The following is a 21,975-nucleotide window of genomic DNA, read 5'->3' as shown; positions in this document are numbered from 1 at the left end:
ATGCTAGACGACTGCACGCCCCGGCCCAAACCGTCCTGTGGATTGAGTCGGATGACGCTGCGGACGGTACAAGCCGCTCAGCTCGTTGAGTTTTTTCCATTCAAGGTTTCCCGCGATGACCGTCGTCACCCGCTTCGCCCCCTCTCCCACCGGCTTCCTGCATATCGGCGGCGGGCGCACGGCCCTGTTCAACTGGCTCTACGCCAAGCGCCACGGGGGCAAGATGCTGCTGCGCATCGAGGACACGGATCGGGAGCGCTCCACCGATGCCGCCATCGCGGCGATCCTCGACGGGCTCCAATGGCTCGGCCTCGATTGGGATGGCGACGTGGTCTACCAGTTCTCCCGGGCCGGCCGCCATCGGGAGGTCGCGGAGAGCCTGCTGGCGCAGGGCCGCGCCTATCGCTGCTATGCCAGCCAGCAGGAACTGGAGGAGATGCGCGAGACCGCCCGCAAGGAGGGCCGGCCCCTGCGCTACGATGGCCGCTGGCGCGACCGCGACCCCGCGGAGGCACCGGCGGGCGTCAAGCCCGTCATCCGCCTCAAGGCGCCGACCGAGGGCGAGACGGTGGTCGAGGACGAGGTGCAGGGCCGGGTGGTCTGGCAGAACAAGGATCTCGACGATCTTGTCCTTCTGCGCTCGGACGGCACGCCCACCTATATGCTGGCCGTGGTGGTGGACGACCACGACATGAACGTGACTCACGTGATCCGCGGCGACGACCACCTGACCAACGCGGCCCGGCAGACGCAGATCTATCAGGCGCTCGGCTGGGACGTGCCGAAGATGGCGCATATTCCGCTCATCCACGGACCCGACGGTGCCAAGCTGTCGAAGCGGCACGGCGCTCTCGGCGTCGAGGCTTATCGCAGCCTGGGCTATCTTCCCGAGGCCCTGCGCAACTATCTCGTGCGCCTCGGCTGGAGTCACGGGGATCAGGAGATCTTCTCCACCCAGGAGATGATCGATGCTTTCGATCTCGGCAGCATCGGCCGGTCGCCGGCGCGCTTCGATTTCGCCAAGCTGGAGAACCTCAACGGTCACTACATGCGCCAGGCGGACGACGAGCGCCTGGTGCAGGCCCTCGAGGACCTGCTGCCGGAGCTGGACAAGGACGAGCACCATCTCGGACGCACCTTCAGGCCGGGCTTGCGCGAGAAGCTCATCGCCGCCATGCCCGGCCTGAAGGAACGCGCCAAGACCCTCGTGGAGCTGCTCGACAGTGCCTACTATCTCTACGCGCAGCGCCCGCTGCATCTCGACGAGAAGGCGGCGAGCCTGCTCGCGGACGGCGTGACGCGCCTCGCCGGCATCGCGGACAAGCTCGACGCCGTCACCGACTGGTCGGCCCGCAGCGTGGAAGCGGTCGTGCGCGAGCACGCCGAGGCCATCGGAGCCAAGCTCGGCCAAGTGGCGCAACCGCTCAGAGCGGCCCTCACCGGGCGGGCCACATCGCCCGGTCTCTTCGACGTGATGGCAGTGCTCGGCAAGGACGAAACCATGTTGCGTCTTCGGGACCAAATCAAGGATGCGCCTGCTGCATAGCAAGGGCATCTCGCCTTTAGATGTGCTTGCTCCGTTCCCACGGATAAGCTACCGAAGGCGCCATTATCCTACCGACCGACCGGCAAACCGCGGTTGGGCAACCACGGAGGTCTTCTCCGATCCACAGGTTGCTCTAGGTTCTGCCCGGCCTCCTTTTTGAAAGGGCCACGACGCATGAGTTCCAACACCAGCACAGTCACCGTCGACAACAAGTCCGTGGAACTGCCGGTCAAAGATGGCACCATCGGCCCGAGCGTCATCGACATCTCGAAGCTCTACGGACAGACCGGGATGTTCACCTACGATCCCGGCTTCACCTCGACGGCTGCCACGGAGTCGAAGATCACCTATATCGACGGCGACAAGGGCATCCTGCTCTATCGTGGCTACCCGATCGATCAGCTCGCCGAGCACGGCGACTTCCTCGAGACCTGCTACCTGCTCCTCTACGGAGAGCTGCCGACCGCTGCTCAGAAGGCCGATTTCGACTACCGCGTCACGCGCCACACCATGGTGCACGACCAGATGAACCGGTTCTTCACCGGCTTCCGCCGCGACGCGCACCCGATGGCCATCATGGTCGCCTGCGTGGGCGCCCTGTCGGCCTTCTATCACGACTCCACCGACATCTCGGATCCGCACCAGCGCATGATCGCCTCCATGCGCATGATCGCCAAGATGCCGACGCTCGCCGCCATGGCGTACAAGTACTCCATCGGACAGCCCTTCGTGTATCCGCAGAACGAACTGGACTACACGTCCAACTTCCTGCGCATGTGCTTCGCGGTGCCGGCCGAGGAATACAAGGTCAATCCGGTGCTCTCGCGCGCCCTCGACCGGATCTTCATCCTGCACGCCGACCACGAGCAGAACGCCTCGACCTCGACCGTGCGCCTGGCCGGCTCGTCGGGGGCCAACCCGTTCGCCTGCATCGCGGCCGGCATCGCCTGCCTGTGGGGACCCGCTCATGGCGGCGCCAATGAAGCGGCCCTGAAGATGCTGGAGGAGATCGGCACGCCCGATCGCATTCCGGAATACATCGCCAAGGCAAAGGACAAGAACGATCCGTTCCGCCTCATGGGCTTCGGCCACCGGGTCTACAAGAACTACGACCCGCGCGCGCGCATCATGCAGAAGACCACCCACGAGGTGCTCAACGAACTCGGCATCAAGGACGATCCGCTCCTCGACGTGGCCGTGGAACTCGAGCAGATCGCCCTGAAGGACGAGTACTTCATCGAGAAGAAGCTCTACCCGAACATCGACTTCTATTCGGGCATCACCCTGAAGGCGATGGGCTTCCCCACCTCCATGTTCACGGTGCTGTTCGCGCTCGCCCGGACGGTCGGCTGGATTGCGCAGTGGAGCGAGATGATCGAGGATCCGTCCCAGCGCATCGGCCGTCCGCGCCAGCTCTATACGGGCGAGACGGAGCGCGATTATGTGACGGTCGCCCAGCGCGGCTGAGGCGGACGGACATGCCGACAGCGAGAAGGGGCCGAAAGGCCCCTTTTTTGTCGTCCGGTCCCGTGATGGGACGGTCGAACCGGGTTAGAGCCTCGGACGCGGCCCTCTGGGTCCGTCCAATGCGCTAGCGCCTTTCCAAATCCTGAGGCATCGCATTCTCCGGATCGGGATCACCGTGCCGGGTCGGGCACGACCAGGGGATTGTGCATCCCCCGACCCCTTCAAGCATTCCTGTGGGAAGCCAGCACCTCTTCCACGATCCGCGCCGCGCGCTCGCTCGGCACTTCGTCGCCGATCCGCATCAGCTCATCGAGCTTGCCGAAGGCCGCGAGCTGCCGCCGGCGTTCGGGAGAGTCATGAAGGAGTGGAAGCAGCGCATCGGCAAGCTTGTCGGGCGTGCAGTCCCACTGGATGAGCTCCGGGATGACGTTCTCGCCGAGCACGAGGTTGGTCAGCACGATGGAGGGAGCCTTGATGAGATATTTCAGCACCTCCTCGATCTTGGAGACGCGATAGGCCACCACCATCGGGACGCCGGAGAGGCCGAGCTCGAGGGTCACGGTGCCGGAAGCCGCGAGCGCTGCATCCGCCTCGCGGAATGCGGCCCATTTGGCCCCTTCCCCCTCGACGATCCGCGGCTGCACGCGCCAGGACTTTGCCCGGGCCCTGATGTCCTGAGCGAGATGGGCAACCGCCGGGATCGTCACCTCGAACGGACGCGGCGAGCGCTCCCTGAGGAGGGCCATTGCCTCGCCGAAGGGCTCCATGAGGCGGCTGACTTCCGAGCGCCGGCTGCCCGGCAGGACGAGCAGCTTGAGGGGTTCGTCCCCGGCGCCGCCGCGCTCGCCCGGCACCGGCCTGATGTCGGCGAGACGCTCGATCAGCGGATGGCCGACATAGGTGGTCGGCGGACCGCCCAGGCGCTCGTGAGCGGCCGGCTCGAACGGCAGCAGGGCCAGCAGGTGATCCACATAGGCGCGCATCTTCGGGGCGCGGCCCGGGCGCCAAGCCCAGACGGAGGGGCTGACGTAATCGATGATGGGGATGTGAGGCGCCCGGCGTCTCACCGCCTTGGCGACCCGATGGGTGAAATCCGGACTGTCGATGATGACGAGCATATCGGGCTCTGCCGCCACGACGGCATCCGCCGTGAGCCGGATCCGCTTCACAATCGAAGGGAGCCGGGCAATGACGGCGGAAAAGCCCATGACGGCGATCTCTTCGAGGGGAAACAGGCTCTTCAGCCCTTCTCCCTCCATGGCATGGCCGCCGACGCCGCCGAAATGCAGGCGGTCGCTTCCGAGCCTCGCCTTCAAGGAGCGCATCAGTTTCGCCCCGAGCTGATCGCCCGACTCCTCGCCGGAGACGATCCAGATGGTCAGCGGCTCGTTCTCAGCCAAGGGAATCCTCCATCCAGGGCAGGTCGACGGCGATCAGAAAAAGACCGAGCCTGTCGGCCGTCGCGAGGGTCCTCTCCTGCTCCAGCACGAAGGTGGAGCCGGCCCCGATGGCGATGCCGGAAAGCCCGGCCTTCGCCGCCTCCACGATCGTGCGCGGTCCGATGGTGGGCATATCGACCCGGAGATCCTGGCCGTGTTTCGCCGCCTTGATCAGCACTCCACCCTCTTCCCGGCGCCGAAGCCCGAGCCAGGACTGTCGCATCTTCAGGACACGCCGGATCATTCGATCCGTGCCTTCGGGGCCTTCGATCGCCAGAACGTGCCTGCGAGCGATGACCGCGCCTTGACCGATGTCGAAGGCCGACAGGGAATTGAGGAGGTCGAGGCCGAGGCCGATGGCCTCGCGGTCGTCGGCGCCGGGTTCGCGAACTCCGCTCAGGGACCGAGCGGCCACGAGATCGGGCGCGAGCTCGTGGGCGCCGACCACGCGATGGCCGCGCTCCTCGAGCAGCATCACGGCACCGCGCAGGACCTGGTCGTCGCCGCGCGTGATGACTTCTCTGACCTCATGCATGTTCCGCAACAGAGAATAGGCACTGAGCAGCGCGGAGAAGCCCGGGCGGCGCACGGCCCCCACGAGAGAGACAGCCGCGGGTCGCCATCCCTCGAGGGTGTTCATGATCGTCTTCAGGTCGAGGAGGTCGACGGTGGCATGGGCGCGCCGCTGCAGATCGCCTTCGGCGAAGCCGCGGAACGCCAGCACACGGACGTCCCTTCCCGTCGCCTCGAGATGATCCACCACCTGGATGGGAAGCTGCCCCGCCCCGGCGAGGATCGCGATCGGGCCTGAAGGCACGGAAGAATCGGGCCCGAAAGCCGACGGATGCCTCTTGGGCCGGTTCGCTGCATCTTCATTCGGCGAGCGCATCACTCGGTGCGGAGGACCGGAATCACTTTTCCGCACGATGCACTAACCGGACGAGCTGACGGGGTCCCGTGGCGTGCAGATCGCCCGATCCTTGCCGTCGCGGATGAAGTCGAGGATCTCGTGCACGAACGGATGATCGTCGAACTCTCCGGCCACGTCCTCGACGCGCTCCGCCAGTGTGCCCTCATCGGCGAACAGAAGGCGATAGGCCCGGCGGATGTCGTGGATCTGCTCACGGCTGAAGCCACGGCGCCGCAGACCGATGATGTTGAGGCCCGCCAGATGCGCCCTGTTGCCCATGGCCATGCCATAGGGGATCAGGTCGTTCTCCAGGCCGGACATGCCTCCCACGAAGGCATGGGAGCCGACGCGGGCGAACTGGATCACCGCGGAACCGCCCCCGAAGATCACGAAATCGCCCACCGTCACGTGGCCGGCCAGCATCACGTTGTTGGACAGGATGCAGTCGTTGCCGACCTTGGTGTCGTGGCCCACATGCGAGTTGGCCAGAAAGGCGCAGCGGTCCCCGATCACCGTACGAAGACCGCCTCCCTCGGTGCCGGGATTCATGGTCACGCCTTCGCGGATCATGCAATCGGCGCCGATCTCGAGGGTGGAGGCCTCGCCCTTGTACTTCAGATCCTGAGGGATATGGCCGATGGAGGCGAACGGGAAGATCCGGGTCCGCGGGCCGATCTTCGTCCGCCCGGCCAGGGCCACATGGCTCATGAGCTGACAGCCCTCGCCGAGCTCGACCTCGGGCCCGACAGTGCAGAGCGGACCGATCCTGACGCCCGGGCCGATCTTGGCCCCATCCTCCACGACGGCGGTCGGATGAATCGTGACGTCCATTATTCGAGCACCAGCATGGCACTGACCTCGGCCTCGCAGACGAGGGTGCCTTCGACCTTCGCCTCGCCCTTGTACCACCACATATTGCGGCGGTTGTTCAGCTTGCGCATGTGGAACTCGACCCGGTCACCCGGCTCGACGGGCCGGCGAAACTTCACTTTATCGATTGTCATGAAAAAAACCTGCTTCGGCTTCGCCTGCTCGGCCATCTTCGCCTTGACGCAGATGGCACCCGCCGTCTGGGCCATGGCCTCGATCAGGAAAACGCCGGGAAAAATCGGCCGGGTCGGAAAATGGCCCGTGAATTGTGGCTCATTGAAGGTGACGTTCTTGATGCCGATGCACGATCTGTCGCCGTCGATCTCGATGATCTTGTCGACCAGGAGGAAAGGATACCGGTGCGGCAGGAGCTCCAGGATCTCCATGATATCGGCGGTTTGAAGCGTGGTGGGCGCTTCGGACATGACGTGAACTCCCGGCGGTAGTGGGTGCCTTCAACGAACGTTATGAAGACGCACCGTCGTCTTTGGCGGAATCGCCCTGGGATGCAAGCTTTTTCAGGGCCGTAATCTCACGGAACCATTCGCGCATCGGCCGGGCCGGGATACCCCCCCAGCGGGCTCCAGGAGGAACATCGCCGTTGACCCCGCTGGTCGCCGCGATCTGGGCTCCCATGCCGATCCGCACGTGCCCCTTGACGGCGACCTGCCCGCCGAGAGCCACGTAGTCCTCGATCGTCGTGGACCCGGCGATGCCGACCTGCGCGACGATCACGCAATGGCGGCCGATGACCACGTTATGCGCGATCTGGACCAGGTTATCGATCTTCGTCCCCTCGCCGATCACGGTGTCGCGGCTGGCGCCTCGGTCGACGGTGGTGTTGGCGCCGATCTCCACGTCGTCCTGGATGATGACGCGGCCGACCTGCGGCACCTTGAGGTGGCCCTGAGGTCCCATGGCGAAGCCGAACCCGTCCTGCCCGATCCGGACCCCGGGATGGAGGATGACCCGGTTGCCGATGAAGGCATGGGACACGGTCACATGGGCCGCAATGGAGCAGTCGCGCCCGATCTTCACCTTGGGACCGACGACGGAATGGGCCCCGATGAGGGTGCCGGACCCGATCTCGGCGTGAGGCCCGATGACGGCGCCCGGGTCGACCCGGACCCCATGCTCCAGCCGTGCCGAAGGATGAACGAAGGAGCCGGGTGAGACCCCGGTCGACGCGAAGGCCGATTCCGGACGCATGGCGGACGGGAACAGGATCCCGAGAACCTGCGCGAAAACCCGATAGGCCTGGGGGGTCACGACGGCGATCGTGCCGGACGGGACCTTTGCGGCATAACGTGGCGTCACGAGGCATGCGCGGGCGCGCGTCGTCGCCAAAGCGCCGACATAGGCCGGGTTGTCCATATAGGCGAGATCGCCGGGCCCTGCGCTCTCGAGAGGGGCGACGCCCTTAAGCAAAAACTCCCCGTCGGTGCCGTCGGGGAGCGTTGCGTTCGCCATCTCCGCCACCTGACGCAGAGTCAACGTCTGGCTTTGCGGGAAGAAATTGGATTCTGTCATAAACCATAAGTGAGGGCGCCCGCAGGCGCCCTCCCCGATTAGAAGCGCGTGCCGCCGGTGAACCGGAAGGCTTGAGTCCGGTCTGCACCGACCCGCACGCCATCCCTGATCACACCCTCTTCCTTCGAGAGGGCGAATGCGTAATCGAAGCGGATCGGGCCCAGCGGCGACGACCACAGGATCGACGCGCCGACGGCAGAGCGGATCTTCTTGCTGTCCAGAACCTCGATGCATTCCTGCGTCGTGGTCGCGCTCGCGTTGCGCGTGCAGGTTCCGGAATAGCCGTCGATGAAGTTGTTGCCGTTCACGTCGAAGGTGGTCGGACCGTCGTAGCCGTAGAGCGTACCGGCATCGGCGAAGACCGCACCCTTCAGACCCAGTTCGCGCGGCAGACCCCAGATCGGGAACTGCACTTCGAGCGTGCCGCCGAAATAGGTGGTGCCGCCGATAGCGTTGGCCCGGCTGTCGAGGCTCGAGATGTCACGCGGCCCGATGCCGTTGGGCGCGAAGCCGCGGACCAGGGACGGACCCATGAAGAAGTGGTCGATGATGCGCAGATCGCCACCCTGTGCGAACTCGGCACCGTTGTCGCCGAAGCCCATGATGTGGCCGCCCTGGATACGGGCGATACCCACCACATCCTCGAACAGCTCGCGATAGTACCGCGCGTCGCCGGTGACGCGGAAGTAATGCGAGTCGCCTCCGAGGCCGGCAACGTCGGTCTTCACTTCGGCATAGAAGCCGTTCCGAGGCTCGCGGATGCTGTCGAGCGTGTTGTAGTTGTAGGTCAAGCCGACCAGCGAGGTAATCGTGTCGCCCTGCGATTCCTTGATCGCCAGGGAGGCTTCGCCGTTGCCTTCGCAGAACTGGCGGTTGGGCGTTCCGTCGGCGTTCAGCTGGGTATAGCCCGGGATCGGAACCGAGCAGTCGTTGTATGGCTGATCGGTGTCGTTCGGGATATCCAGGGACTGTTGATACAGCGAGTAGCGAGCCGTGACCGTGAACTCTTCCGTGAACGGGAGTCCGAGGCGAAGCGTACCGCCGGTCATGCGGTTCTCGTAACGGGAGTACCGGGTCTGATCGCTGAACTTCGAGAACAGGTCGATGCCGGCCGACATCCGGTAGCCCAGGAAGTACGGCTCGGTGAACGAGAAGTCGACACCGTAGGCGCGCTGGCCGAGCTGCCCGGCGAGACGGACGAACTGGCCGCGGCCCAGGAAGTTGGTCTCGGTGACCGAGACTTCGCCGATGAAACCGTCGGCCGTCGAGTAGCCGCCCGAGATGGCGAACGAACCGGTGGACTGATCCTCCACGTCCACGTTCACGACCACGCGGTCGGCCGAAGAGCCGGGCTCGTTGGAGATACGAACGCGCTTGAAGTAGCCGAGGTTGTTCAGGCGGCGCTCGGCGCGGTCGACCAGGACCTGGTTGTAGGCATCGCCTTCGCCCAGCTCGAACTCGCGACGGATGACGTAGTCGCGGGTGCGGCTGTTGCCGCGCACGTTGATGCGCTCGATGTAGATCCGCGGGGCTTCCTCGACCACATAGGTCAGATTGACCGTGCGCGTGGAGGGATCGCGCGTACCGACCGGACGCACCTGAGCGAAGGGATTGCCCTGACGGCCGACAGCGGTCGTCAGCGCCAGAACCGACTTTTCAACCGCTTCGGCGTTGTAGACCGAGCCTTCGGAAGTCGAGATGTCCCGGCGCACGGCGCCCGGATCCACACCGGCAATGCGGGGATCCACCGTCACGCTGCCGAAGCGGTACTGCTCGCCCTCGTCGACCGTGATCGTGATGACGTAACCGCCCCCGTTGGGGTCAAAGGCCACATCGCTCGAGACGAGGCGGTAATCGGCATAGCCGTTCTTGAGATAATACCGGCGGATGAGGTCCAGATCGGTCGAGAGCCGATCGGGATCGTACACGTCGGAGCTTTTCAGGAAGCTGAGGAGATTCGTCTCCGTGGTCTGCATGAGACCGCGCAGGCGGCTGGAAGACACCTGGTTGTTCCCGACGAAGCGGATATCCTTCACGCCGGTCTTGTCACCCTCGTTGATGGTGTAGACCACGTCGACCGTTCCGTTGGGCAGGTCCACCAGACGAGGGGTCACCTGGGCGAGACCGCGCCCGGAACGGCGATAGACCTCGAGGATGCGCTGAACGTCTGCGTCCACGGCAGCCTGGTTGTACGGAGCGCGAGCGCGGGCCTGAAGCTGGTCCTCAAGAAGGGCCTTCTCAACCTTCTTGTTTCCTTCGACCACCACGCGGTTGACGATAGGACCCTGTGCTGCGGAAGCGCGGCGATTCCCCGGGGCCACCTGCTGGGCGAAGGCGCTCTCCCCGGCAGTAATCCCGGCCATCAGCGCGCTGATCGCGACAATGGCGGTGGTGGCCGGCTTCTTCCGGCGAGGCTTGGTCGTCGACATCATCAACTGGCCCGTTCTTTATATTCTGTCCCTGGCGAGGAAGGTCCCGCCGGTCGGAGACGAGTGCCCCCAACCTTATCCGTGTGGACCGCTTGTACAAACTTTCGCCGCTATTGCAAACGGCACATCCACAACAGAGTACCAATTTTTGAAGAGCGTGGCGTCCTTGTCACGATCCCTGGCCCAGAAAACTGCTGCCAAGGTGAACAAGATCATTCCAAGTGGCGAACAGCATGAGCATCGCCACCAGGGCAAACCCTATCCTGAACCCGATTTCCTGGGCTTTCTCGCTCAAGGGACGGCCCCGCGCCGCCTCGATGGCATAGAACAGAAGATGCCCGCCATCCAGCAGCGGAATGGGAAAAAGGTTAATGAGCCCGATCGAAACGGACATGAAGCCGATCAGGCTGACGAGACTGTAGACGCCGCCGACGTCGAAGGCGGTGCCCGACGCCCGGGCGATCCCGATGGGGCCCGAGAGCTGATCGGCCGATTCCCAGCCCATCACGAGGCGTCGGATGAAGTTCAGGGTCCGCTCGACGAGGTTCCATGTCTCTGTCACGGCCGCCTTGACGGCTCCCCAAGGGGAATAGGTCAGGCGCTTGATCGCGGATGGGTCCCTGGAAGCCTCGACCCCCAGAAGGCCGATGCGCTGCTTTCCGAAGGGGCTGGTTCGCTCGACGAAATTCGGGGTGGCCGTCAGAGCGACCGTCTGCCCGTTTCGATCGATCGTGAACTCGAGGGGCTCCCCTGCGCTGGAGCTGACGATCAGCTGCATGTCGGCAAAGGTCTGGATCTGCCGGCCATCCACCGTCAGGATCAGGTCCTTGGGCTGGAAGCCCGCCTTTTCCGCCGCGCTTCCCGGCTGGACCGCCTCGATTCTCGGCTCCAGCACCTGACGGCCGTTGAAGTAGTTGAAGCCCGCGAAAATCGCGATGGCCAGGATGAAATTGGCGATCGGACCCGCCGCGACGATCGCCGCGCGCTTGGCCACATTTTGGTGGGGAAAACTGATGGCGCGCTCCTCCACCGGCATCCGGTCGAGCTGGTCCTGGTCGGGCACGCTGGCCGCGTTGAGGTCGCCGACGAACTTGACGTAGCCGCCAAGGGGAATCGCCGAAATCTTCCAGCGGGTCCCCTTTCTGTCCGTCCAGCCGATCAGCTCGCGCCCGAAACCGATCGAGAAGGCCGTCACTCCGACGCCGCAGAGCCGCCCCACCCAGAAATGGCCGAACTCGTGGATGAACACGACCACCGTGAGAACCACGAGAAAGGAGATCAGCGTCAGGAACAGGGAGCCCGTCGCCCCGCCGATCGTCGAAAGAAAGTCCATCATCGTCCCCTTCGGGCTCTTCAGAGCCGCGCCGTTCCGGTCCGGACCGGCAGAAGCTGCCGTGCCGCCTGACGGGCTTCCTGGTCGATCCACAATGCGTCCGCCACCGTCGACGGCGCCGCGATATTTCTTCCGGAAAACGTTGAACAAACCCGTTCAACTATCTCGGAAATATCGTAAAATCCGATCGCATCCGCAATAAAGGCTTCGACCGCAATCTCGTTGGCAGCGTTCAGGATCGTGGGCATGGCCCCACCGGCCTTGAGTGCCGCCTTCGCCAGAGATAGGCATGGAAAGCGCCCTTCGTCAGGCGGCTCGAAGCTTAATCGACCAATCGCGGCAAGATCGAGACGAGGCAAATCCATCCTCAGGCGGTTCTGATTCCGGAGCGCATTGGCGATCGGAACCTTCATGTCCGGCAAGGCGAGGCCTGCGGTCACGGCGCCGTCGCTCCACTGAACGAGGCCGTGCACGATCGCTTCCGGGTGCACCAGCACGTCGAGCCGCCCCGCCTCGAGGTCGAACAGATGATGAGCCTCGATCAGCTCGAGCCCTTTGTTCATCAAGGTGGCGGAGTCGATGTTGATCTTCGAGCCCATGGACCAGACGGGATGGGCTGACGCCTCCCGTGCATCCGCTCCCGCGATCCGCTCCCTGGTCCAGGTGCGGAAGGGTCCGCCGGATGCGGTGATCACGGCCTTCTCCACATCCCGGTCCGAACCCGAAGCAAGAGCATGATCCAGCGCGTTGTGCTCGGAATCCACCGGCATCACCTCGACCCCGAGGCGGCGGGCGTCAGCCATGAAGACGCCGCCGGCGCAAACGAGGCTTTCCTTGTTGGCGAGGGCAATCCGCCGGCCCGGTTTCAGTGCGGCATGGGTGGGAGCAAGGCCGGCCGTTCCGCTGATGGCGGCCAGCACGATGTCGGCATCGCGATCGACCGCCTCCAGAACGGCCGCCTGTCCGGCTCCGCCCCTGATTCCGCTTCCCGTCAGAGCCTGTCTCAAGTCCCCTTCGGCCGCCTCGTCGGCCAGGGCGGCGAATTTGGCCCCCAGGTCTTTGGCGATCTTCGCCAAAGCGGCCGCATTGCTGCCCCCGACGACGGCTTCGACACGAAACTCGTCCCGATGAGCCAGGATGACGTCGGCCGTCGAGCGGCCAATCGAGCCGGTCGCGCCGAGAATCGTGATGGAACGGGTCATGGGCGCCTATGCAGTGAGGTGAATCGTCAGCAGAATGGCCCCAACGATAAGGCAGACGGCCCAGAAGCCGTCCAGGCGATCCATGACGCCGCCGTGTCCCGGGATGAGATGGCTCGAGTCCTTCACGTTGCAATGGCGCTTCAGAGCCGACTCACCGAGATCTCCGATCTGGCTTGCGACCGATGCGACGACGGACAGCACGGCGACTGCCGGTAAGCCGAAGGGCAGGCTGTGGCCGTAGGCCCCGCCGGCCCAGGCGACCAACACGCCGCACAGGGCCGCCGCGACGACGCCTCCGACGAAGCCGGACCATGTCTTCTTCGGGCTGATCGGCGGACAGAGCTTCGGCCCCCCAAAGGTTCGTCCCGTGAAATAGGCCGCGATGTCGGTTGCCCACACGACGGCGAACATCCACAGCAGGCCCAGAATTCCAAGTTCGGGATGGTCGCGCACGATCGGCGGGACGAGAACGATCAAGGATGCATAAAGAAAGCCCGAGCCCGACCAGATCCGGCTGGGGCCGCCCCGGGTCACAACGATGCCCGTCACAAGGAAGACGAGCCCTGCCAGGAGGAACAGGCCGAAGCTCGCCTCCGCGAGGAGAAGGGCGGTCAGAACGGCGAGCCCGAGCGCGAGGACGCCCTGCACCAGGGGGCGTGGTTCGGCCCCCGTCATCCGGGTCCATTCCACCATGATGGCGGTCCCGGCCGCCAGCCAGAACAGGGCGAAGGGCCAGCCGCCCCAATAGGCCGTCAGCAGGGCGGCTGCGATCATGACGACGGCGGACAGAATGCGCGTCGTCAGTTCCTTGGATGAACTCGGCTTTGGATGGGACGGCAAGGACGAGCCCTGGTCTGCGACCATCGTCAGCCTGCCCGCGCGCTCAAACCGCCGAAACGGCGATCGCGCCTGTAGTACTCGGCGATCGCGCTCTGAAACGCCGTCTCGTCGAAGTCCGGCCAGAAGCAGGGCAGGAAGACGAACTCGGAATACGCGGTCTGCCAAGTGAGAAAGTTCGACACCCGCTGCTCGCCCGACGTCCGGATGACGAGATCCGGGTCGGGAATGCCATGGGTGTCGAGGGTCGCTCCGACCGTGTTCATGTCGATCTCGGACGGGTCGAGTGTTCCCGCCTTCACCTTGACCGCGAGAGCCCGGATGGCACTCACGATCTCCTGGCGGCCTCCGTAATTGAACGCGATGACGAGGGTCAGGCCGGTGTTCGAGCGGGTGAGCTGCTCCGCTTCGTCGAGGAGCATGCGGATGTCGGAGGCCAAGCCTTCGCGCTCGCCGATGATGCGAACGCGGATGTTGTTGGCGTGCAACTCGGCGAGGTCGTGGCGTACGAAGCGCTTGAGCAATCCCATGAGATACGAGACCTCATCGGCGGGCCGGCGCCAGTTCTCCGCCGAGAAGCTGTAGACGGTGAGGAAGCGGATACCGAGATCCGTCGCGGTTCTGACCGCACGGCGGATCGCGTCGATCCCCTTGCGATGCCCTTCGAACCGAGGCAGCCCTCTCTGAGCGGCCCAGCGGCCGTTTCCATCCATGATGATGGCAACATGAGTCGGCATCCCCTCGCCTGCTTCGTTGCACGCAAGGCTCGGGGCCGACTTTTTGGCTTCGCCGCTCATATGTCCGTCCCAATGCGCGCCTGGCTGTCAGACGTGCATGATTTCCTTTTCCTTGGTGACGAGAAGGCTGTCGATCTCGGCCACGAACTGGTCGGTCGCCTTCTGAACCTGATCCGCATGACGCTTGCCGTCATCCTCGCTGATCGCGCTGTCCTTCTCAAGCTTCTTGAGCAGGTCGAGGCCATCGCGTCGGACGTGTCGAACGGCGACCCGCGCCTCCTCGGCATATTTGTGCGCCACCTTCACCATCTCCTTGCGGCGCTGCTCGTTCATCTCGGGAATGCGCAGGCGGATCACCTGCCCTTCCGTCTGCGGATTGAGCCCGAGATCCGATTCCCGGATCGCCTTCTCGACGGCCGCCACCATGCCCCGATCCCAGACCTGAACGCTCAGCAGGCGCGGCTCAGGCACGTTGACGGTGGCAACCTGGCTGATCGGCATCAGGGACCCGTAGGCGTCGATCTGGATGGGGTCGAGCAGGTTCGGCGAGGCGCGCCCGGTGCGCAGGCTAGCCAGGTCGTTCTTGAAAGCGTTGATGGCGCCCTGCATGCGGCGCTTCACATCGGCGAGATCAAAGGTCGTGGCCATCAGAATTTGTCCTTACGCGAACTATTTAAACGGGCTTACGCTTCCCAGGGTCCAGCATCAAGGCCCTTGGATCAAGGGGCGACCACGGTGGACGGCACTTTCCCCTGGAGAAGCGCCGTCACGGAACTCGGGGCATGCACGGAGCCCACGATGATCGAGAGCCGGCTCTCCCGCGCCAGGGCGAAGGCCGCCGTGTCCATGACCTTCAGGTCCTTGGCGATGGCCTCGTCGTGGGTCAACCGGTCGAATCGGATCGCGCCGGGGTCCTTTTTCGGATCCGCCGAGTAGACGCCATCGACCTGGGTGGCCTTCAGGACGGCGTCGCAGCGAAGCTCGGCGGCGCGCAGGACGGCGGCGGTGTCGGTGGTGAAGAACGGGTTGCCCGTACCGCCGGCCAGAACCACCACCTGCCCCTTGTCGAGGTGGTGCAGCGCCGGCTGACGGGCGTAGGTCTCGCAGATCGTCGGCATGGAGACGGCCGACATGGTCCTGGCCGGAACGCCGGCCGCGTTCAGGGCCGTCTCGACGGCAAGGGAGTTCATGACGGTGCCGAGCATGCCCATGGAATCGGCCGTGGGCCGGTCGATCCAGCCGGCTGCGCTCATGCGGGCGCCGCGAATGATGTTGCCGCCGCCGATGACGACGGCGATCTCGAAGCCCGCGCGGGTGGCCTGGGCCAGATCTTCCGCCAGGGATGACAGGATCTGAGAATCCAGCCAGTAGCCATCGGGAGCCATCAGGGCCTCACCGGAAAGCTTAACCAGGATGCGCCGGAACGTTGCCATCGTCAGACCTTTCTTTTCGAGCCTCTCATGAAAACGGCGGCTGAAGAGCCGCCGTTTTACTCAGGTTCGACTTAGGCCTTGAGACCGGCCTGGGCGGCCACTTCAGCCGCGAAGTCCGGGGCTTCTTCCTTCTCGATGCCCTCGCCGAGAGCATAGCGGACGAAGGCCTTGAGGGTCACCGGCTTGCCGGCCTTCGACTCGGCCTCCTTGAGGACCTGGGTCACGGTCTTCGAGGGATCGTGAACGAAAGGCTGCTCCAGGAGGGTGACCTCCTTGAAGTAGCTCTTCAGGCCGCTCTCGATGATCTTCTGCATGACGTGGTCCGGCTTGCCGGCGTTCTTGTCGCGCAGGATGGCGCTCTCACGCTCGATCGTCGCCTGATCGACTCCGGAGGCGTCCAGCGCCACCGGGCTGGTGGCGGCCACGTGCATGGCGATCTGGCGGCCGAGGGTGCCGAGGACGGTCACGTCGCCTTCGGATTCGAGCGCCACGAGCACGCCGATCTTGCCGAGGCCTTCGGTCACCGCGTTGTGGACATAGGACGCGATCACGCCCTTGGAGACCTCGAGCTTGGCGATCCGGCGCAGGGTCATGTTCTCGCCGATGGTGGCGATGAGCTCCTGCAGGCGATCCTTGACCGTCGTCTGCGAGCCCGGGAAGTGGGCGGCCTCGAGGGACTCGAGGGTGCCGTTGCCCATCAGGCCGATCTTGGCGGCTTCGCGAACGAAGGCCTGGAACTGGTCGTTGCGGGCGACGAAGTCGGTCTCGGAATTGACCTCGAGGATCGTCGCCGTGTGACCGGCGGATTCGACCGCCACCAAGCCCTCGGCCGCAACGCGACCGGCCTTCTTGGCAGCCTTCGAGAGACCCTTCTTGCGGAGCCAGTCGATCGCCGCCTCCATGTCGCCGTTCGTTTCGGCAAGCGCGGCCTTGCAGTCCATCATGCCGGCGCTGGTCGTCTCGCGCAGCTCCTTCACCATCGCAGCGGTAATGTTCGCCATGGCTATTCCTTTCAAAGGTTCATGCATAGAGGGAGCCCGGCGCTCGTGGAACGCCGGGCTCGGTCAATCGTTCAAGCGGCGCTGCATGGTGCGGCGCCGTCAGGCTCACGCAGCAGCGGCTTCAATCATCGAGCGGGCCTGGTTGATCCAGCCGTCACGCTCCAGGCGGCCGTTCAGCTTCAGGTCCTTGTCGAGCTGGGCGACATCGCCCGGCTGCATGGCGGCCAGCTGCCAGTAATGGAAGATGCCGGCCTCGTTGAGCTTCTTCTCGAGCTGCGGGCCGACGCCGTTCAGCTTGGTCAGATCGTCGGGCGCGCCGCGGGGAGCCGCGAGACGCTCGAACTGCTCGCCCTCGTAGGCGGCGACAGCCGTGTCGTTCGCCGGGAGCTCCTCGGCCATCGGGTTCTCGGACTCGCCGATGTCGATGCCCATGGCGCCAGCGCCACGGGAGATGCCGTCGAGAGCGGCCCGAGCGACCAGATCGCAGTAGAGCGAGATCGCGCGGCCAGCGTCGTCATTGGCCGGAACCGGGAAGGTGATGCCGTCCGGATCGCAGTTCGTGTCGACGATGGCGGCCACCGGGATGCCAAGGCGCTTGGCCTCCTGGATCGCCAGCTGCTCCTTGTTGGTGTCGATGACGAAGATCAGGTCGGGCGTGCCGCCCATGTCCTTGATGCCGCCGAGAGCACGCTCGAGCTTCTCCTTCTCACGGGCGAGCATGAGACGCTCTTTCTTCGTGAGGCCCTGGCCGCCGCCGGCGAGGATCTCGTCGACCTTGCGCAGGCGCTGGATCGACCCGGAGATCGTCTTCCAGTTCGTCAGCATGCCGCCGAGCCAGCGGGAGTTGACGTAGTACTGGGCCGAACGCTTGGCCGCATCGGCCACCGCGTCGGAAGCCTGACGCTTGGTGCCGACGAAGAGCACGCGGCCACCCTTGGCGACCGTGTCGCTGACGGCCTGGAGGGCCCGGTGCAGCATCGGAACCGTCTGGGCGAGGTCGATGATGTGGATGTTGTTGCGGGTGCCGAAGATGTACTGACCCATCTTCGGGTTCCAACGGTGGGCCTGGTGGCCAAAGTGAGCGCCAGCCTCAAGCAGGCTGCGCATCGAGAAATCGGGAAGCGCCATAGTTTGTTCTCCGGTTAAGCCTCCGCGGAACAGTGGACCGGTCGAACCGGCCACCGGGATACCTCATGGGCTTATGAGGTGGATTCCGCGTGTGGGATAGGCGCGCATATAGGGGTAAAGGCTCGGAAATGCAAGCCAAAGGATGGGAAGGCCGACGTGGCCTGCTCTCGGAAGACCCGTCAGCTGCGGAATCGCTTTCCCGGAAGGAATCTCGCACGGCCTCGGGGAGTTGCCTCGGGGAGTTTCTCCGGGCCGATTCTCGAGGGTCCGAGGACGGCATGGCCGAGCTTCCCGGTGAAGCCCCCCGCCCGGCCGCCGCTGCCTCGGCGACGTCCATGATTCCGGTGCCGAGCCCCCGGCTGCGAAGACCGGCCGTCGCTGAGGCGGGGCTCGCTCCCGCACTCCGTGAGGGCCGTTCCGGCCGCGTCAGTTCATGTGCACGTCCACCACGCCCGGCACCGCCCGGAGCGCGCCCGCGATCTGGGGACTGGCCATGTATTTACCGGGGAGCTTGACCTCCACCTCCCGGTCGCCGTCGTCGAGGATGAGCACGAGGGAAACCTCGCCCTCGCCCCGGACCTTGAGCCGCTCGTAGACGCTGGGAATCGGCCGTTCGTCGCGCAGGAAGATGCGCATGCTCTTCTGGTGCTTGGCGACCGCCTCGTCCAGCGGCTCGGCCATGCCGATGCGCGCCCTCACCTCTTCGCCCTCGAGCCCGGCCTGAAGCATCAGAACCACGGCGGAGCCCGGCTCGAGGACATCCCGGAGACGCTGCAGGCCTTCGGAGAAGATGATGGCTTCGAACTGCCCGGTCTGATCGGACAGCACGAGGATGCCCATCTTGTTGCCCGTCTTGGTGCGGCGCTCCTGCCTGTCGAGCACGGTGGCGGCGACCCGACCCACGGAATTGCCCGCCTTGACCGAGCGGCAGAACTCGACCCAGGTCTGCACACGCAGTTTCTTGAGAAGGTCGCCGTACTCGTCGAGGGGATGGCCGGAGAGGAAGAAACCGACGGCGTCGTATTCCCGCTGCAGCCTCTCGGCGGCGGGCCATGGATCATAGGGTCCGATGCGCAGCTGCACATCCGCCGACGCGACACCGCCGAACATGTCCATCATGCCGCCGTTGGCCGCCTCGTGAGATTGCTGGGCGAGGCTCATCATGGCGTCGACCGACGCGCAGGCCTTCGCCCGGTCGGGCTCCAGCTCGTCGAAGGCCCCGGCTGCGATCAGGTTCTCGAGCGTGCGCTTGTTGAGCATGCGCGGATTGATGCGTCGGGCGAAGTCCGCAAGGTCCTTGAACGGCTTGTCGCCGCGCGCCTCGACGACGCTCTCGATGGCCTGGCGACCGACCCCTTTGACGGCCGCAAGGGCATACAGAATCTGGCCCTTGCCGTCTTCGTCATAGGTCACGTCGAAGACGACGCCCGACCGGTTGATCGACGGCGGGATGACCTTGAACCCGAGGCGCTGCGCTTCGCGGCGGAATTCGGCCAGCTTGTCGGTGTTGTCGAGATCGAGCGTCATCGACGCGGCCAGGAACTCGACCGCATGATTGGCTTTGAGATAGGCCGTCTGGAACGCCACGAGAGCATAGGCGGCCGCGTGGCTCTTGTTGAACCCGTAATCCGCGAACTTGGCGAGCAGGTCGAAGATCTCGTTGGATTTCGCCTTGTCGAGCCCGCCCTCCTTCGCCCCGGACACGAAGCGCTCGCGCTGCGCATCCATCTCCGCCTTGATCTTCTTGCCCATGGCGCGGCGCAGAAGATCGGCATCGCCGAGCGAGTAGCCGGAGAGGACTTTCGCCACCTCCATCACCTGCTCCTGGTAGACGATGATGCCGAAGGTCTCGCGCAGGATGGGCTCCAGCTTGTCGTGGGGATACCAGTCCTTCTTGTTGTGCTCGTCCTTGCCGAGCTTGCGCGCGCAGTAGACCGGGATGTTCGCCATCGGGCCCGGGCGATAGAGCGCCACGAGGGCGATGATGTCCTCGAAGCGGTCGGTCTCCATCTCGACCAGAGCCTTGCGCATGCCCGCCGATTCCACCTGGAACACGCCGACCGTCTCGCCGCGCCGCAGCATCTCGTAGGTCTTGCGGTCGTCGAGCGGCAGGGCCGAGAGATCGACCTCGATCCCCTTCCGTCGAATGAGATCGACCGCAGTCCGCAGAACCGTGAGGGTCTTGAGCCCGAGGAAGTCGAACTTCACGAGGCCGGCCTGCTCGACCCATTTCATGTTGAACTGGGTCACCCGCATGCCGGTCTTCGGGTCTCGATAGAGCGGCACCAATTCCTGCAATGGCCGGTCGCCGATCACCACGCCGGCGGCGTGGGTCGAGGCGTGCCGGTGAAGGCCTTCGAGCTTCTGCGCGATGTCGAGCATGCGCTTGACGACCGGTTCCTCGTCGATGGCCGCCTGAAGCTTCGGCTCGCCCTCGATGGCTTGCGCGAGGGTGACCGGATTGGCCGGGTTCTGCGGCACGAGCTTGGTGAGCTTGTCCACCTGCCCGTAGGGCATTTCAAGCACGCGGCCGACGTCGCGCATCACGCCGCGGGCGAGCAGCGTACCGAAGGTGATGATCTGCGCGACCTGCTCCTCGCCGTAGCGCTGCTGCACGTATTCGATGACGCGCTCTCGGCCCTCCACGCAGAAGTCGATGTCGAAGTCGGGCATCGAGACGCGTTCCGGGTTGAGGAAGCGCTCGAACAGCAGGGCGAACCGCAGGGGATCGAGATCCGTGATGGTGAGCGCATAGGCCACGAGGGAGCCTGCTCCCGACCCACGTCCCGGTCCGACCGGAATGTTGTGGTCCTTCGCCCATTTGATGAAGTCGGACACGATCAGGAAGTATCCCGGAAACTTCATGTTCCGGATGATGCCGATCTCGTAGGCGAGCCGGTCCCGGTAATCCTGCTCGGTCAGACCCGGCGCGGGTCCATGAGCCGCGAGGCGCTTCTCGAGCCCTTCCTCGGCCTGCCGTTTCAGCTCCTCGCCTTCGTCCAGGGAAACCGCGTCGGGGCCCGTGCCGAAATTCGGCAGGATGGGCTTGCGGGTCCGCACCCGCGTGGCGCAGCGCATGGCGATCTCGACGCTCGCCTGGAGCGCATCGGGCAGATCCGCGAACAGCTCCATCATCTGCTGGCGCGTCTTGAAGTGGTGTTCCGGAGAGAGGCGGCGCCGGTTGGGGTTCGAGACGATCTGCCCCTCCGCGATGGCGAGCAGCGCATCGTGCGCCTCGTAGTCCTTCGCCGACGAGAAGAAGGGCTCGTTGGCCGCGACGATCGGCAGCCCGTTCCGGTCGGCCAAAGCCAGCAGCTCGTTCTCGATCACGCGCTCGTCTTCGAGACCATGGCGCTGGATCTCGACGTAGAGCTGATGACCGAAGGCGCTTTTCAGCATGTCGAGGCGGGCCTGCGCGAAATCCTGGCGCCCCCCGTTGCGCAGCGCACAATCGAGCGGGCCCGAGAATCCGCCCGTCAGGGCGATCAGCCCCTCGCTGTGTGCCGTGAGCGCGGGGGCCATCACCCGCGGGTTCTCACCCAGCGGCACGCCGAAATAGGCATGGCTCACGAGGCGCATGAGGTTGCGATACCCCTCCTCCGTCTGCGCGAGCAGCACGATGTTCGATGGCTGCGGCACCACGCGGGCGACCGGATCCGGCTCCTCGAAGCAGACGGAGAGCTGGACGCCGGCGATCGGCTGGATGCCCGAGCCCGCGAGCTTCTCGGAAAACTCGAGGGCTCCGAAGAGGTTGTTGGTGTCGGTGAGTGCGAGCGCCGGCTGCTTGTCGGCGGCGGCGAGCTTTGCGAGCTGCGCGACCTTCAGCGCCCCCTCGAGCAGGGAGTACGAGGAATGGACATGCAGATGGACGAAGCCGATATCGTGAAGAATGCGCGCCATAAAACTCTACTCATCGAATGGCACGCATAGTTGCACGATTCTATGTTAACGGAGTCCGATCACCGGGCGCGAGGACTATGTTCCTGTGAATCCCGGTGGGTTCTTGTGGATCCCGGTATCAAGCGATGGGAGAAAGGACCAGAGCCCAGATTGCCACGGCAGACCCGAACATGGCGAGAGAAGCGATTTCGGCGGTGGTCTCGAGGATGAAGC

General features: G+C 64.9%; 17 protein-coding genes. 2 read left to right on the top strand and 15 right to left on the bottom strand.

The genetic code is table 11. The features are described 5' to 3' along the window. Nucleotides 1-115: 115 nt before the first annotated feature. Complete coding sequence (gene gltX / locus OCW50_RS06995) at nucleotides 116-1,546, top strand: glutamate--tRNA ligase (RefSeq protein WP_262296921.1); 1,431 nt, start codon at nucleotides 116-118, stop codon at nucleotides 1,544-1,546. Nucleotides 1,547-1,720: 174 nt separating this feature from the next. Next, a complete protein-coding gene (gltA, locus tag OCW50_RS06990; protein WP_262296920.1) occupies nucleotides 1,721-3,013 on the top strand; it encodes a citrate synthase in 1,293 nt (430 codons plus the stop codon). Nucleotides 3,014-3,234: 221 nt separating this feature from the next. Here the strand turns inward: gltA and lpxB are convergent, their stop codons facing one another. The 15 genes from lpxB to dnaE form a co-directional block, all read right to left on the bottom strand. Continuing rightward, nucleotides 3,235-4,413 (bottom strand): lipid-A-disaccharide synthase, encoded by a 1,179-nt coding sequence (gene lpxB / locus OCW50_RS06985; protein WP_262296919.1) that lies wholly within the window; start codon nucleotides 4,411-4,413, stop codon nucleotides 3,235-3,237. Then, nucleotides 4,406-5,269, bottom strand: a complete 864-nt coding sequence (locus OCW50_RS06980) for an LpxI family protein (protein ID WP_262296918.1) — start codon at nucleotides 5,267-5,269, stop codon at nucleotides 4,406-4,408. The genes lpxB and OCW50_RS06980 overlap by 8 nt, the downstream gene beginning before the upstream one ends. A gap of 114 nt (nucleotides 5,270-5,383) precedes the next feature. Continuing rightward, nucleotides 5,384-6,193 (bottom strand): acyl-ACP--UDP-N-acetylglucosamine O-acyltransferase, encoded by an 810-nt coding sequence (lpxA, locus tag OCW50_RS06975; RefSeq protein ID WP_262268933.1) that lies wholly within the window; start codon nucleotides 6,191-6,193, stop codon nucleotides 5,384-5,386. After that, on the bottom strand, nucleotides 6,193-6,657 hold the full coding sequence (fabZ, locus tag OCW50_RS06970) for a 3-hydroxyacyl-ACP dehydratase FabZ (protein ID WP_262296917.1): 465 nt from the start codon (nucleotides 6,655-6,657) through the stop codon (nucleotides 6,193-6,195). Before fabZ ends, lpxA begins: the two co-directional genes overlap by 1 nt. Nucleotides 6,658-6,697: 40 nt before the next feature. Further along, nucleotides 6,698-7,762, bottom strand: a complete 1,065-nt coding sequence (gene lpxD, locus OCW50_RS06965) for a UDP-3-O-(3-hydroxymyristoyl)glucosamine N-acyltransferase (RefSeq protein WP_262296916.1) — start codon at nucleotides 7,760-7,762, stop codon at nucleotides 6,698-6,700. Nucleotides 7,763-7,800: 38 nt separating this feature from the next. Next, nucleotides 7,801-10,194, bottom strand: a complete 2,394-nt coding sequence (gene bamA / locus OCW50_RS06960) for an outer membrane protein assembly factor BamA (protein WP_262296915.1) — start codon at nucleotides 10,192-10,194, stop codon at nucleotides 7,801-7,803. A 166-nt stretch (nucleotides 10,195-10,360) separates the two neighbouring features. Further along, the gene (rseP, locus tag OCW50_RS06955) at nucleotides 10,361-11,524 is read right to left on the bottom strand and encodes an RIP metalloprotease RseP (protein ID WP_262268929.1); all 1,164 of its coding nucleotides are present in this window, start codon (nucleotides 11,522-11,524) and stop codon (nucleotides 10,361-10,363) included. A 20-nt stretch (nucleotides 11,525-11,544) separates the two neighbouring features. After that, nucleotides 11,545-12,726 carry a 1-deoxy-D-xylulose-5-phosphate reductoisomerase gene (gene dxr, locus OCW50_RS06950; RefSeq protein ID WP_262296914.1) on the bottom strand — a complete coding sequence of 394 codons (1,182 nt, stop codon included), beginning with the start codon at nucleotides 12,724-12,726 and terminating at the stop codon, nucleotides 11,545-11,547. A 6-nt stretch (nucleotides 12,727-12,732) separates the two neighbouring features. Then, nucleotides 12,733-13,590 (bottom strand): phosphatidate cytidylyltransferase, encoded by an 858-nt coding sequence (locus OCW50_RS06945; protein WP_262296913.1) that lies wholly within the window; start codon nucleotides 13,588-13,590, stop codon nucleotides 12,733-12,735. Nucleotides 13,591-13,592: 2 nt separating this feature from the next. After that, a complete protein-coding gene (locus tag OCW50_RS06940; protein WP_262268926.1) occupies nucleotides 13,593-14,360 on the bottom strand; it encodes an isoprenyl transferase in 768 nt (255 codons plus the stop codon). Between the two features lie 27 nt (nucleotides 14,361-14,387). Next, a complete protein-coding gene (frr, locus tag OCW50_RS06935; protein ID WP_262268925.1) occupies nucleotides 14,388-14,948 on the bottom strand; it encodes a ribosome recycling factor in 561 nt (186 codons plus the stop codon). A 71-nt stretch (nucleotides 14,949-15,019) separates the two neighbouring features. Then, on the bottom strand, nucleotides 15,020-15,733 hold the full coding sequence (gene pyrH, locus OCW50_RS06930; protein ID WP_373371321.1) for a UMP kinase: 714 nt from the start codon (nucleotides 15,731-15,733) through the stop codon (nucleotides 15,020-15,022). Nucleotides 15,734-15,804: 71 nt separating this feature from the next. After that, the gene (gene tsf, locus OCW50_RS06925; RefSeq protein ID WP_262268924.1) at nucleotides 15,805-16,734 is read right to left on the bottom strand and encodes a translation elongation factor Ts; all 930 of its coding nucleotides are present in this window, start codon (nucleotides 16,732-16,734) and stop codon (nucleotides 15,805-15,807) included. A gap of 105 nt (nucleotides 16,735-16,839) precedes the next feature. Beyond that, nucleotides 16,840-17,862: a 30S ribosomal protein S2 gene (locus OCW50_RS06920; RefSeq protein WP_262268923.1), complete on the bottom strand. Its 1,023-nt coding sequence runs from the start codon at nucleotides 17,860-17,862 to the stop codon at nucleotides 16,840-16,842. A gap of 426 nt (nucleotides 17,863-18,288) precedes the next feature. Continuing rightward, nucleotides 18,289-21,762, bottom strand: a complete 3,474-nt coding sequence (dnaE, locus tag OCW50_RS06915) for a DNA polymerase III subunit alpha (RefSeq protein ID WP_262296912.1) — start codon at nucleotides 21,760-21,762, stop codon at nucleotides 18,289-18,291. Between the last annotated feature and the right edge of the window lie 213 nt (nucleotides 21,763-21,975).

The organism is Microvirga sesbaniae, assembly GCF_025460805.1.
GTDB classification, from domain to species: domain Bacteria; phylum Pseudomonadota; class Alphaproteobacteria; order Rhizobiales; family Beijerinckiaceae; genus Microvirga; species Microvirga sesbaniae.
The sequence above is the reverse complement of the archived record's forward strand: the minus strand, read 5'-3'. Positions and strand labels throughout refer to the sequence as shown.

Bases quoted from the DNA above. Each gene is read 5' to 3' on its own strand.
- gltX (WP_262296921.1), top strand. From the start codon at position 116: ATGACCGTCGTCACCCGCTTCGCCCCCTCTCCCACCGGCTTCCTGCAT.
- bamA (WP_262296915.1), bottom strand. From the start codon at position 10,194: ATGATGTCGACGACCAAGCCTCGCCGGAAGAAGCCGGCCACCACCGCC.
- gltA (WP_262296920.1), top strand. From the start codon at position 1,721: ATGAGTTCCAACACCAGCACAGTCACCGTCGACAACAAGTCCGTGGAA.
- pyrH (WP_373371321.1), bottom strand. From the start codon at position 15,733: ATGGCAACGTTCCGGCGCATCCTGGTTAAGCTTTCCGGTGAGGCCCTG.
- rseP (WP_262268929.1), bottom strand. From the start codon at position 11,524: ATGGACTTTCTTTCGACGATCGGCGGGGCGACGGGCTCCCTGTTCCTG.
- dnaE (WP_262296912.1), bottom strand. From the start codon at position 21,762: ATGGCGCGCATTCTTCACGATATCGGCTTCGTCCATCTGCATGTCCAT.
- lpxD (WP_262296916.1), bottom strand. From the start codon at position 7,762: ATGACAGAATCCAATTTCTTCCCGCAAAGCCAGACGTTGACTCTGCGT.
- OCW50_RS06945 (WP_262296913.1), bottom strand. From the start codon at position 13,590: ATGGTCGCAGACCAGGGCTCGTCCTTGCCGTCCCATCCAAAGCCGAGT.
- dxr (WP_262296914.1), bottom strand. From the start codon at position 12,726: ATGACCCGTTCCATCACGATTCTCGGCGCGACCGGCTCGATTGGCCGC.
- fabZ (WP_262296917.1), bottom strand. From the start codon at position 6,657: ATGTCCGAAGCGCCCACCACGCTTCAAACCGCCGATATCATGGAGATC.
- tsf (WP_262268924.1), bottom strand. From the start codon at position 16,734: ATGGCGAACATTACCGCTGCGATGGTGAAGGAGCTGCGCGAGACGACC.
- OCW50_RS06940 (WP_262268926.1), bottom strand. From the start codon at position 14,360: ATGAGCGGCGAAGCCAAAAAGTCGGCCCCGAGCCTTGCGTGCAACGAA.
- lpxA (WP_262268933.1), bottom strand. From the start codon at position 6,193: ATGGACGTCACGATTCATCCGACCGCCGTCGTGGAGGATGGGGCCAAG.
- OCW50_RS06920 (WP_262268923.1), bottom strand. From the start codon at position 17,862: ATGGCGCTTCCCGATTTCTCGATGCGCAGCCTGCTTGAGGCTGGCGCT.
- frr (WP_262268925.1), bottom strand. From the start codon at position 14,948: ATGGCCACGACCTTTGATCTCGCCGATGTGAAGCGCCGCATGCAGGGC.